Source organism: Campylobacter cuniculorum DSM 23162 = LMG 24588 (genome assembly GCF_002104335.1).
Taxonomy (GTDB): Bacteria; Campylobacterota; Campylobacteria; order Campylobacterales; family Campylobacteraceae; genus Campylobacter_D; species Campylobacter_D cuniculorum.
On record NZ_CP020867.1, the window covers coordinates 1,236,242 to 1,248,802 of the forward strand.

A 12,561-nucleotide genomic window follows, 5' to 3' on the forward strand; every position below is an offset into this window, starting at 1 on the left:
TTCTGCAATGATGTGCCTTTTGGCACTATAATACAAATCTACATTAATATTTAATCCATTGATTATATTTATTTAAAAACTCTAGGTTGTAGTTTATTTAAACTACTGAGAAATATTGATTTTGCTAAAAGGCGAATTTTATGAAAAAAATTAACATTTTATTGATTGCAAGAAGGAGTTGCTAAGTGGGCACTAAAACTAAAAAACAAATCCGTTTTAATGCTTTTGAGATGAATTGCATCACGCATTTAAGTCCGGGTTTATGGCGTTATCCTAATGATGAGTCTTTGCGTTATAAAGATATTGAATATTGGCAAAATATTGCAAAAATTGCTGAAAAAGGACTTTTTGATGCAATTTTTATTGCCGATGTTTTAGGGGTGTATGAGCTTTATCAAAACAACGATATAAACGCACTTGCATACGCTGTGCAAACTCCTGTTAATGATCCTGTGCAACTTGCAGCTATTGGTGCAGCTGTAACGAAAAATTTAGGTTTTGGCATTACTGCAGGTGTGCCTTTTGAACATCCTTTTCCTTTTGCAAGGAGATTAAGCACTTTAGATCACTTAACTAAGGGACGCGTGGGTTGGAATATCGTTACGGGCTATCTTCCAAGTGCAAATAAAAATATGGGCACAAAAGAACTTCCGCACGATGAAAGATATGAAGTTGCTGATGAATATATGGAAGTGATTTATAAGCTTTTAGAAGGAAGTTGGGAGGATGATGCGGTGATTTTAGACAGACAAAGTGGAAAATTTGCAAATGCGGATAAAATTCATCACATAGGACATAAGGGCAAATATTTCGAAGTTCCCGGAATTCATGTTTGTGAGCCGAGTTTGCAAAGAACTCCTGTGCTTTTTCAAGCAGGAAATAGCCCCAGAGGTCTGCAATTTGCCGCACAAAATGCAGAAGCCATTTTCATTTCTCCTATGACAAAAGAATACACAAAAACCGCAGTCAAACGCGTGAGAGAAGCTCTTATAAAGGCTGGACGCGACCCTTATAGTGCTAAAATTTATGTCTTAGCCTGTGTTGTTACAGACCAAACGCAAAGACTCGCAGAGGCTAAATATAAAGATTTATTGCGTTATGTCAATGAAGAGGGTTCTTTAGTGCTTAATTCGGGTTGGCTTGGAGAGGATTTAAGCAAATACAATCTTGATCAGCCCCTAACGCAAATTAAATCAAATGCAATGTTAGGAAAAGTTGAAGAATACACTCACAGCAAAACTGATGATGGGAAAGAATGGACCTTAAGAGAGCTTATCAAAGTTGGAGGAATTGGAGCTTTAGGACAAAAGATTATAGGGGGAGCTAAGGAGGTTGCTGATACACTTGAAGAACTTGTCAATGAAGCTGACGCTGATGGTTTTAATCTCGCTTATGCGACCACACCCGGAACCTTTGAAGATATTGTTGAATTCATTGTTCCTGAACTTCAAAAAAGGGGAGTGTATCAAGAAGAATACGCTCAAGGAACTCTACGCAATAAGCTTTTTGGTAAGGGCGATAGATTGCCAAATTCTCACAGAGGAGCAAAATATCGTGTTGGAGGAGAGCTTTCAAGTATAAATGATTATGCAAATACAGGCAGAAAATATTAATTAAAAGGAAATGATATGCTTTATAATGGACTAAAAGATGGGATATATATATTGCACGAAAATCCAGAATGGATTGCACCTTTTAAAGAGGCTTTTGAACGGGCGGAAATACCTTTTGAAGAACTCATTCTTACAAAAGGGAGTATTAATCTTGATATTGCACCACCTCAAGGTGTGTTTTGGAACAGAATGAGTGCCTCTTCACACACAAGAAATCATACTCATTCAAAAGAATATGCTCGTGCGGTATTATCTTGGTTACAAACTCATAACAGACGCGTCATTAATGGACTTAATGTTTTAGAATTTGAAGTCAGCAAGGTTGCACAATATCTTGCACTCAATCAAGCAGGTTTTCGCACTCCTAAAACTTTAGCTGTTTTTGGGAAAGAAGATTTATTAAGCAGAGCCAAAGAGCTTAAAACTCCTTTTATTTCTAAACACAATCAAGGGGGAAAAGGACTTGGAGTGAGGAGATTTGACAGCTTGGAAGATTTTAAAACTTATATTGATTCAGAAGAATTTGAAGAGCCTGTTGATGGCATCACCTTGCTTCAAGAATACATTGTTTCGAAAGAATTTTATATCACACGTGCAGAATTTATAGACTCTAAATTTCATTATGCGGTTAAAGTGGATACGCGTGCGGGTTCATTTGAGCTTTGTCCAGCCGATGCTTGTAATGTGAATGAAACGTCTAAAATACCAGAATTAGCGGGGGCTATGTGCGATATTGGCGGTGCAGAAAAATTCAGTTTAAGAGAAGATATTCATGCAAACACAGCTTTAATCATCCAGCTTGAAAATTTTTTAAAAGCACATAAAATAGAGGTTGCAGGTGTAGAATTCATTGAAGATATCAACAATGAATTTGTGGTTTATGATATCAATACAAATACAAATTATAATAAAGTCGTAGAATCTCAAGCAAAAATGCGTGCAGCAGATAAGATTGTAGAATTTTTACACAGAGAATTTAAGAAAGTGAAAGGATAAGAGATGAAATTTGGATATTGGACTCCTATTTTTGGAAGTTGGTTGAGAAATGTTGATGATGATACAACAATAGGTTCTTGGGAATACATTAAAGATTTAGCTTTGTGTGCTGAACAAATGGGCTATGATTTAACTTTGGTTCCAGAACTCTATCTTAATGATATTAAAGGAGAAAAGGCTCCTGCTCTTGATGCTTGGGCGATTGCTAATGCCTTAGCAGCTGTAACATCTCGCATAGAAATTCTAGCTGCTTTGCGTCCTCAATACCATCAAGTCGCCCTTACTGCAAAGCAAATTGCAACCATTTCACAAATATGCAATGGACGCTTTAGTATCAATATGGTTTCAGCGTGGTGGGAAGAAGAGGCAAGACAATTTGGCATTAATTTTGACGGACATGATGACAGATACACACTCACACACGAATATACTGATGTTTTAAGAGGATTTTGGACTCAAAGTCCTTTTAATTTCAAGGGCAAGTATTTCGAATTTAAAGATTCTTATAATGAGCCTAAACCAAAGAATCTTCCAAAGGTTTATGCAGGTGGAGAGAGTGAAACGGGTAGAAATGCTATTGCACAATTTGCGGATAAATATTTGATGCACGGAGGAACCCTTGAAGAAGTGAGGGAAAAAATCAAAGATATGAAAGAGCGTAGAATCAAGGCGAATCGTCCTCCATTTGAGTCCTTTGGTATGGCAGCTTATATTATAGTGCGAGAGAGTGAAGAGGAGGCAAAAAGGGAATTGCAACGTATCACACGTATTAAAAATTTTTCAGATTATGAGAATTCTTATAAAGATTTTACAAGCAATTCTGATTTAGATGTAGAAATTAATCGCTATGATTATAGTGTTTCAAATCGAGGTTTAAGACCGAATTTAATCGGCACACCTCAACAAGTTGCAGAAAAAATTCGCGAATATGAAAAAGTGGGATTGAATTTACTCATCATACAATGTGCTCCTATGAAAGAAGAACTTGAAAGAATCGCAAAGGATTTAATCCCTTTGGTCTCTTAAATTGACTTAAAAACAGAATTTATAAAGATTATAAATTCTGTTTTGTGAAAAATAAAGAGCTTTTAAGTCTCACTCAAAGCAAAGCTTTCAACACAAATCATACAAAGAGCAAAAGAGATGAAAATAAGCTTATTTTAAGACATACTCTTAAAAAGCTTATTGAGCTTGAAAAATTAGAAAGTTTTAAGATATTTGCTACTGAAAATGTTAATAAAATTATAAAAAATAAAGCTTTTGAATATGAATATGAGGAAGCTGATATTCTTAAACCCTCAACCACATTCTTAACCTTTCTAAAAAATTCTTTTTTACTCACATATTGAGTGAGCGGTATCTTTGCATCACTCATTTTCTCATAAATTGTTTTCTTACCCATTGAAAGCAATGAGCTTTCAGCTTGTGCTATAGCTCTGTGAAGTTTTCCATTAGCAAAGATAAACATTTCTCCTTCACTGATATTAACCACTTCATTATGTTCTATAGCATCTTTTTCCTCTACCTTATAACTATCTTCAACTGCACCTTGTCCCTTAACAAATTCTCTTCTTTTAACAAAATCTCTGCTCATTACTTTGATTTTTTCTACCATTTTTGCATAAAATTCTGTTGTTTCAGGGTGCATATTTCTCATTAAGATATGCACTCCTGTAACATCTATGATTTCTTTTCTTTCATAATCATTCTTTGCAACCACATCAATTTGTGCTGGACTTTGAAAAAAGGGAAAGATACTAATGCCTAAACTTCTACTTTTAGATTCTAATCTCCCAAATCCCTCTATCACATAAGAGCCTAATTCATCTAAAAAACAAACAAAAGGAATTTTAGGTTCTACTACAAACTTAGCCTTTTGTGCGGCTACTCCTTTGATGAGTCCTAAGAGTAATCGTCCTAATTCTTTAGGTGTTGTATCACTATTCATAGTCGGCAGTGTAACAAAGATGATTTTATTTCTTTGTGTCGCTTCCCATAGACTTATATCGGGATGAGGAGAATTAAATATTTTGCCATAATCAGAGCTTAAATTCGTTAAAACATTCCTCCAAGCTCCAACACAAACAGACACATCATAGATTCCTTGTCCCTCTCCACTTGTCTTTTTTTCCATTTCTTTAACCCATTTTTCATCTTTGCTATCTCCCTTTAAAAAATCTTCAATATCCACTTCAATAGTAGAACTTATATATTTTACAAAATCCATTATGCCTACATTCTCTCTTGCTAGATGTTTATAAGCAATAGCCTCTTTTAAGAGTGTGCTTAAACTCATCATATTTGTAAGAGCTGAAAAATCAAAGATGAAATCTTTTTCATTATCTCTCTTATAGACCATTAGTTTTAAAATACATTTCATAAATTCTTTTTGTTTTTCTTTCCATTCATTTTCCTCACCTATGAGTAAGGCAATAAGAATCTCATAAATACTCAAAGCCCCTCCACTTAAAAGAGGATTGATTGTATGAGTGTTATCCATATCTAAGAAGTTAAGATATATAAAATCATCTTCTCTTCCTAAGCTTACAATAAGTCCATAAATCTCTTTCGCAAATTCATCAGTGCCTTTTCCATCAACAATAAACATTCCACCGCCTAAAAGAATGTATTGTTCTATAAGTCCTTTCATCAACACAGATTTACCCGCACCTATGGTAGCCATACAAAGGAAATGTCTTTTCATTGTTTCTGCATTGATGAGTAAGGGTCTTAATTGATTCTTAGGAGCTTTTCCACTCTTTACTGCATTTCCATAGAATTTTTTTATCTCTGTGCCTAAACATAAAAGATAATCTTTGTTTTCTTCATTTGCTATTATCGCTTCTTTTTCGTCTTTTTTCTCCTCACTCAAATAAAGGGTGAGAGAGACAAAACAAGCTAAGATGGCACTAATATATAAATAAAGACTGATATTTAATTCATTTATATAAAAACTTGCAAGTAAAGAAAAAAGAATGGCGACATAAAAGATGAAACAAAGAAATTTTCTAGGGAGTTCTTCTTTATTGAGATATTCTAATAGATTATCTTGTTTGGGTTTAAAATGTCTGACATCACTATGAATGATTTGCATTTGTTTTTCCTTTATTGAAGGGTTTTGATATGATTGATTATGTTTTGGATTTGATTTGAAATCTTTAAGAGGAAATTTTCATTTTTCATTTTTAAGTTAATGTTTTGTTCAAGTTTTAAGAGAATTTTATTTTCTTTCAAGGCTTCTTGTTCAGCTTTTAGAATTTCGTTTTCTAAGAGTTCATTAAGTTCTTCTATGCTTTGAAAGATAGCATCTTCACCTTGATGATAAAAATTCTTAGCTTCATTTGAAAGCTCATTGCCTAAATAAGAATCCCTACAGCCTCCACAAGCATAACTTTGTTGTATTATACCTAAGAGTAAAAAAATAAACAGAGAATATTTGTATATTTTATTCATTTATGTTTCCTTTTTATTGTTTTGGTTTTTGTGGTTTGTTGGGTTAAGTCAATCTCAAAATAATCCAAAAGTTCTTTGTAATAATCTTGACAAGATAGACAAGTTTGTATGAGATAACCTTGATTATTTTCATATTCTTTTAAACCCCTATAATAAAATAATTTATGCTCTTCATCTATAATAAAAGGTATTATATTTTCTTTAAGGCATTCTTTAAACATTAACAATCTTCCAACTCTTCCATTGCCATCTTCAAAGGGATGTATTTTTTCAAAATAAAAATGAAAATTAATAAGCTCATTGATGGCTTTGTTTTGAATTTCATTATAAGAATATAATAATTTCTGCATTTGTGCATTGACAGATTGAGGGGGAGTGGTTTTAATATCGCCTACAAAATTTTGTTTCTTTTTAAAATCTCCTATGATATTAATATCACTACAATTCTTTTTTAAAATCAAATGCAATTCCTTGATAAAATCAATATCAATATTTTTGTAAGTGTTTTCTAAGATAAAATCAAAGGCTTTAAAATGATTTTTAGCTTCTAGTATATCGTTTGTTTTTATAATTTGTTCTCTATTGGCTATGAAAGAATTTGTTTCAAAAATACTTCTTGTTTGGTCTTGATTTAAACTACTGCCCTCGATATGATTTGAATTATAAGCGAATAAAATTTGTGTTTTATGATAAAGTCCATTTTTGTATCCATTGCTATATTCTTCGAATAAGGTTTGATAAATTTTATTTTCATTCATCATCTGTGCCTTTTTTTATGTTTTTCTGACAAAGTTTGTGTTTTGTTTTCTTGCAAGGATGAAACATTCTTATCTTGCTGTGTTGTTCTTGCTTTTTGTCTTTGTAAAGAAGAATCTAATTTTTTATTCAGTTCTACTAAGTTTTGAGTTTCTTGTGTTGTTTGATTGTTTTTTTCTTCTTCATCTAAACAATAATAAACACTCTTTGGCATAGCTTTAAATTCTAGTTTTTCATTTCCTAAAAGTTTTTTAAAAAAATCTTCTAAGTATGAAAAATTTTCACTAATATTGTTTTTCATATCTGAATAATTAGCTAATACCAAAGCATTTCTAAAATATTTTGAATGCTCTTTAAAAATATCATTGTTAAAACTAAAACCCATAGAATTTAAATATTTAATCGTAAAAACAGCAATAGTCCTCGTATTGCCCTCTCTAAAAGGGTGAATTTGCCAAATATTTGAAATAAATTGAGCAAGACTCAAAGCCTTTTCATCATTGTTTAAAAGGGTATAATTTTTTTTCTTTTCTTTAGAAAAATCATATTCTAAAAGCTCATCAATTTCATCATAATTTGCATAGAATACAGAGGCTTTTTCGTTAAATATTTCTTCTTTTTTGAATATATTAACTATTCTAAACACTCCCACACAATTTTCTAATTCTTGAGAAAAAACTCCTTTAAAAATTTTTCTATGAATAGCTTTTAGACTGATTGGAGATAAAGAAAAACCCTCATCTTCAATCAATTTAGCAATTCTTTGAGAGACCAAATCACATTCTTTTTCTCTCTTAGAAAATGTATCTTCTTTTTGATTTTTGTAATAATGGATTATTTTTTGTTCTAATTCTTCATAGCTATGCGATTGATTTAAGGCTTGATAAAAATATTTTGAAGGTTTTAAATTATCAACCTTATTCAATCCTATGCCTATTTGGATATTTTCGGAATTGATTTTTTTATTTAAATCATATTCATCGTATTCACTTTTTTGCACACCTATCTCCTTAAAAACTCTTTCTTTTTTCGCACTTTTATCTCTTTCATCATCTGTGCCTTTTCTTATGTTTTTCTGACAAAGTTTGTGTTTTGTTTTCTTGCAAGGATGAAACATTCTTATCTTGCTGTGTTGTTCTTGCTTTTTGTCTTTGTAAAGAAGAATCTAATTTTTTATTCAGTTCTACTAAGTTTTGAGTTTCTTGTGTTGTTTGATTGTTTTTTTCTTTGAGAAATTCTAAAGCCCTTTTAGCTCGTGTTCTTATACAATTTTCAATAGGGATGAGCCATTCTTCACTCAAATTAAATTGCGAATGTCTTTTGAAGCTAAAATTTGTGAGTTTTTCTAAATTTTCTTTGTGTCGCTCTTGCACGAAAAGTTTGAGTTGTTCATCAAAGGTAAAATCAAAATAAGTTCTTTTATTGCTCAATACAGCATTTATGTCTTTTAGTTCCTTTTCAATGAGAATATTTATCATACTAAAACCATTATCAAAGATGGGTGCAGGACGCAAAATCTCATTTGTGTTATTATCAATCATCATTCCAAAATTCCCTAAATGTCTGTCTTTATTGCAAATCAAGGCATCAAAAAGCAGTAAATCTTGCAATTTTTCTACAGAATAATATTTTGCGATGTAATCTATTAATTCTATCCTTTGCAAACCTTTCCATTTCTCATCTCTGAAAACCTGATATACAGGCATAAATCCCTCATTTTCATTTGTAAAAATAGGACAAACACTCACAAGCTCATTATGAAAAAGCTTTAAATCATAAAAAACACATTCAAATTCCATAATTTGAGCAATTTGAGCCATATAATATTCACTATAGGCTTCTTTGCCTCCATTTGCATATTCTTTTGTCTGTCCTTTATAGAGATAAATTATATTGTTTTCTCTATGCCAACATTTCTTTAACATTCCATTAGTGGTGTATTCGGGTGAGCTTGTAAAGCCTTTGATTTTTAATAATTCTTCTCCAAATGAAGCTCTTTGTAATGCTTCACTGAATTCATTTTCATAGAGATTATAATCTTTCCATTGATAGTTCTTATCATTTGGGACAATCCAAAAAGAATCATTAAGAGAGAGTCCAAAAGATATATCAATATAGTCCATTAAAAGTTCTTGTTGATTTATACTATAAGTTGCTACGATATTTTCTACAAATTGTCTGTTTTTAGGAATTTTTCTATCTTTAATCCAAAGTTCTAAGTGCTTTTCTAAGCCATCAATCTTAAGATTTTTTGGCAATAAATGTGAATTTATAATATGTATATTTTTAATTTTTTGAGTCAATTCTTTTGTTTTAGATACAAGAGATTGTATTTCTAGATTTTTTACTTCAAACTCCAAAATAATCTTATCTTTATTCTTCAAAAGATATTTACTCATATTTTATCCTTTTTATATTTCTTAGCATTATAATCATTTTTCTTTTTATCTGTATAAAATTCTAAAACAAAAGAAAGAATTTTCATTTTCACTTCTGTGCTTTTTCATTATTTGTATAAGGTGTTTTATCACTATCATTTTCCTTTGCATAATTTTCATCAAATCCTTCTTCTTTAGGATTGAGTTCTTTATTATCCTCTTTAAGATAATCTTTAATTCTATTTTTAAATTCCATATATTGATAAAAAAATACAGCACCTTTTCTTTTCACGCAATTAAGATTGAGTAAATCCAAAGCTCCTAAAAATTCTTTTTCTTTTGTGTTTTGAGCTAGAATTTCTAAATTAGCTACAGAGATATTAAACTTGAAAGTGTGTTCTTCCCATAAGGACATCAAAAAGAATTCTGCTTTATTATCATTTTCTTTTAAAACTTCTTCATAATCTACTTTTACCTCTTTTGCTTTAATGAATTCTTTTATCTTTTCAAATACAACTTTAAACACTATGCTAGAATTAAGCTCTTTTAAATTCTTAATATGTGTTGGCTTTATAGTCTTTAAGTCTAAAAAGAATTGAGGAATAATCACACCTTCTTTAATGAGTTTTTTGTTCTCTTTATTCACAAGGACTTCAACTCTATCTTTTTTTATGCTTTTTCTTACTTGAAAATATTTTATAATATCTTTTGCTTTAACCTCATTGAAATATCTTTGTTGATTAGCCTTTATATCTAAAGTTTTAGCCTTTGTTTTATGTTTGATGAGATAAAGACTTGTAAGATATAAAGGTAAAAGAGCTAAAAAATAAAGATTAATTTTTTTCTCAAAATCTCCAATGTATAAAAAAGTAAAACACAGCACCGCACTCAATCCTACAATGTAAGTTGCATTTTCGAGTAATTCTTGAGCGTCAAAAAAATTCCCTGAATTAAGATAAAGAATAAAGGCTAAAACTAAGAAAAATACAAGAACAAACATTCGCATTCCTTTCTAAAAATTCATAAGATTTTTATAAGATTGTATGATTTGAGTGATGATATCCCCATTAGGAATAAACATTGCCAAACTTGCAATCTTAGCCCATAAGTAAAAAATAAAAGCAGCAATAACATTAGAAACCAAAAGCCAAACAAAGATTTGCATTACATTGCTTTGCATTGCATCTTTTTTTGCTTCTCTCAATCCATAGGCACAAGCAACTATAAAAACAACCCATACTATGAGTAAAAATATCCAATCACAAACAGCTTGGACTAAACGCAATTGTAGATAAAGTCCCTTATCCTCAAATTCTCCACTAGCTCCTGCTAAAGAAAAAACTTCATCTTCACTTCTAGCCCAAAAGATTGAAAAGATTTTTCCTTGCAAATAATTTGGTTCATAAATTGCGTAAAAAGCATCTAAAGTTTTTATTGCTAACATAAAACCCAAACAAGAAATAAAATGCACACTAAAAGCCATTGCAAAAACACTTAAAATTGAACTAGAATGTGTATTATGTCCTGAATTTGCTTTGAAAATTCCCTTTAGGAGTATGAATAAAAAAGGCAAACTTGCAAACACTAATGCACTTGTGCCAAAGGTAAAAGCAGAAGCTATCATTTGTGAAGCACTATTTCCCATTAATCACTCCAATCTTTTGTTCATTGAGTAAAAGCTCATTGTTTTGCCTAAGAAGAAATAAACTTTGACTTTTTTCTGTTAGGGTATTGATTTTAGTTTGAATGTTTTGTTCATGTTTTTGATTTTCTTCTGTATGAAACTCATTGAGTCTTATAATAAGCTCGTTCATATTATCAATAGGATTTGCAAAAGAAATACTGCATAAGATTATCCCTATAAAGAAAAGCTTATAAAACATTTCTTGCTCTCTTTTTTCTTAGAATTTTAAGAAAATGCGTATATTTTTTTAAGATAATGAGCTTCATCCACAATCAAACAATCAATTCCTAAATCTTCGAACGCAATTTCATCATCAAAAGTTTTTCCTTTAGCTAAATTGGCAAGTTTCATTTTAAATCTATTAATTTGTTTATCGATTTCTTCTAAAATTCTTTTTGTATCCTTGAATCTTATAGTTTCATTTAATCTTTTTTTATCTGCAAGTTGTATAGATAGGCTTTTCATTTGTTCTTCAATCACTTCTTCTTGAAAGCTTTGCATTACATTCATATTTTCAAAAGTAGAATGCTTCATAATAATAGCATCAAAATCTCCATTTCTTGCTCTGTATAAAAATTCTTTTCTTGCCTTTTTATTATCAATCTTATCTCCTACTAGAATTTTTGCACTAGGATAGGCTTTTATAAATTCTTTAGCCCAAGCAGAACTTAAATGATTTGGCACTAAAATTAAAGCTTTTTTGATAAGATTCATTCTTATTTGTTCCATAACTAAAGCAATTCCAGCTAGAGTTTTACCTGCTCCGACTTGGTGGTCTAAAAGTAAAGTATTTTGCATAATTCCTTTAAAAATTGCATTTTTTTGATGCACTCTTAAAACAATATCTTTATTGAGGAAAGGTGTTTCTAAAAAATCCTCAAATTCAAATTTATTCGTTGAAAAAACATTGATGTTTTGATTGTATTCATTTTCAATTTGGTCTCTGTATGCTTTATTTCTAAATATGAATTCACTAAAAGCATCTTTAATATAAGATGCATTTCTTAGTGCTTTGTTTGTAGGAGCTTGTTCGCTGATTTTTTTGCTTTTAGTTTTTCCATCTTCTTCAAATTCTTCATAATGATAAACTTCAAGACTTTTATTATTTATAATTCTTTCAAGTAATTTGTGTAAAGTAAAAAAAGTTTCTCCTTTATCATTTTTAAGCCCCTTTAGGTAGAAATCCCAAAGGTCTTTAACCTTGATTTTCTATGTAAGCCTTTATTGTTTCTGGATTTGCTTCTCCAATAGAGCAAGCAAAAAATCCATCACTCCAAAATGTATTCTCTTTCCAAAAGTTTTTTTGTAAAAATAAAATAAACCTCTCGTCTCTCCAAACTCTATAAGTTGTAATTTGCTTGATTGTTCTAATGATAGAACTAATAGATATTCTTGGGATATACTGGATCATCAAATGTATATGATCTTTATCACTTTCCATTGCAATAATTATAAAATTGTTTTGTTCTGCTATCTCCTCAATGATAGCTTTTATAAAATCATTGAGAGTGCCTTGCAGTAATTTCTTTCTATATTTACAGACTAAAATCAAATGGACTTTTAGATTGTGTTTGCTTCTATTTGTAGAAATATATCCTCGCAATTTGTAATGATTCTCTCTCATTCTTGACACCTTTGATTTTTTATAATATTATTATACAAAATATGATAGGAATTTATA

The 12,561-nt window shown here is 30.6% G+C and carries 13 protein-coding genes; 3 read left to right on the forward strand and 10 right to left on the reverse strand.

What is annotated here, in order from left to right:
* The first annotated feature begins 185 nt into the window (after nucleotides 1–185).
* From CCUN_RS06165 to CCUN_RS06175, 3 genes are read left to right on the forward strand one after another with little or no spacing between them, the layout of a single operon-like run.
* Entirely contained in the window at nucleotides 186–1,613 is a 1,428-nt protein-coding gene (locus CCUN_RS06165) for an LLM class flavin-dependent oxidoreductase (protein WP_027305415.1), read from the forward strand.
* 15 nt (nucleotides 1,614–1,628) lie between these two features.
* Nucleotides 1,629–2,609, forward strand: a complete 981-nt coding sequence (locus CCUN_RS06170) for an ATP-grasp domain-containing protein (RefSeq protein ID WP_027305414.1) — start codon at nucleotides 1,629–1,631, stop codon at nucleotides 2,607–2,609.
* A 3-nt stretch (nucleotides 2,610–2,612) separates the two neighbouring features.
* Complete coding sequence (locus tag CCUN_RS06175) at nucleotides 2,613–3,635, forward strand: LLM class flavin-dependent oxidoreductase (protein WP_027305413.1); 1,023 nt, start codon at nucleotides 2,613–2,615, stop codon at nucleotides 3,633–3,635.
* A gap of 97 nt (nucleotides 3,636–3,732) precedes the next feature.
* Here CCUN_RS06175 and CCUN_RS06180 read toward each other — a convergent pair whose 3' ends face one another.
* From CCUN_RS06180 to tnpA, 10 genes are all read right to left on the reverse strand, one after another.
* Nucleotides 3,733–5,703, reverse strand: coding sequence for a type IV secretory system conjugative DNA transfer family protein (locus tag CCUN_RS06180; RefSeq protein WP_084483667.1), 1,971 nt, complete (start codon nucleotides 5,701–5,703; stop codon nucleotides 3,733–3,735).
* An 11-nt stretch (nucleotides 5,704–5,714) separates the two neighbouring features.
* Nucleotides 5,715–6,062, reverse strand: a complete 348-nt coding sequence (locus CCUN_RS06185) for a hypothetical protein (protein ID WP_027305412.1) — start codon at nucleotides 6,060–6,062, stop codon at nucleotides 5,715–5,717.
* Nucleotides 6,059–6,820 carry a Fic family protein gene (locus CCUN_RS06190; protein ID WP_051521687.1) on the reverse strand — a complete coding sequence of 254 codons (762 nt, stop codon included), beginning with the start codon at nucleotides 6,818–6,820 and terminating at the stop codon, nucleotides 6,059–6,061. The genes CCUN_RS06185 and CCUN_RS06190 overlap by 4 nt, the downstream gene beginning before the upstream one ends.
* Complete coding sequence (locus CCUN_RS06195; RefSeq protein WP_051521686.1) at nucleotides 6,820–7,935, reverse strand: Fic family protein; 1,116 nt, start codon at nucleotides 7,933–7,935, stop codon at nucleotides 6,820–6,822. The genes CCUN_RS06190 and CCUN_RS06195 overlap by 1 nt, the downstream gene beginning before the upstream one ends.
* Nucleotides 7,868–9,217, reverse strand: coding sequence for a HipA domain-containing protein (locus CCUN_RS06200; protein ID WP_232087681.1), 1,350 nt, complete (start codon nucleotides 9,215–9,217; stop codon nucleotides 7,868–7,870). The genes CCUN_RS06195 and CCUN_RS06200 overlap by 68 nt, the downstream gene beginning before the upstream one ends.
* A gap of 88 nt (nucleotides 9,218–9,305) precedes the next feature.
* Nucleotides 9,306–10,196: a hypothetical protein gene (locus CCUN_RS06205; RefSeq protein ID WP_027305411.1), complete on the reverse strand. Its 891-nt coding sequence runs from the start codon at nucleotides 10,194–10,196 to the stop codon at nucleotides 9,306–9,308.
* 12 nt (nucleotides 10,197–10,208) lie between these two features.
* The gene (locus CCUN_RS06210; protein ID WP_035175699.1) at nucleotides 10,209–10,841 is read right to left on the reverse strand and encodes a hypothetical protein; all 633 of its coding nucleotides are present in this window, start codon (nucleotides 10,839–10,841) and stop codon (nucleotides 10,209–10,211) included.
* On the reverse strand, nucleotides 10,831–11,079 hold the full coding sequence (locus tag CCUN_RS09805) for a hypothetical protein (RefSeq protein ID WP_027305410.1): 249 nt from the start codon (nucleotides 11,077–11,079) through the stop codon (nucleotides 10,831–10,833). Before CCUN_RS09805 ends, CCUN_RS06210 begins: the two co-directional genes overlap by 11 nt.
* Nucleotides 11,080–11,105: 26 nt before the next feature.
* A complete protein-coding gene (locus tag CCUN_RS06220; protein ID WP_035175697.1) occupies nucleotides 11,106–11,678 on the reverse strand; it encodes an SNF2-related protein in 573 nt (190 codons plus the stop codon).
* Nucleotides 11,679–12,075: 397 nt separating this feature from the next.
* On the reverse strand, nucleotides 12,076–12,504 hold the full coding sequence (tnpA, locus tag CCUN_RS06225; protein ID WP_027305408.1) for an IS200/IS605 family transposase: 429 nt from the start codon (nucleotides 12,502–12,504) through the stop codon (nucleotides 12,076–12,078).
* Between the last annotated feature and the right edge of the window lie 57 nt (nucleotides 12,505–12,561).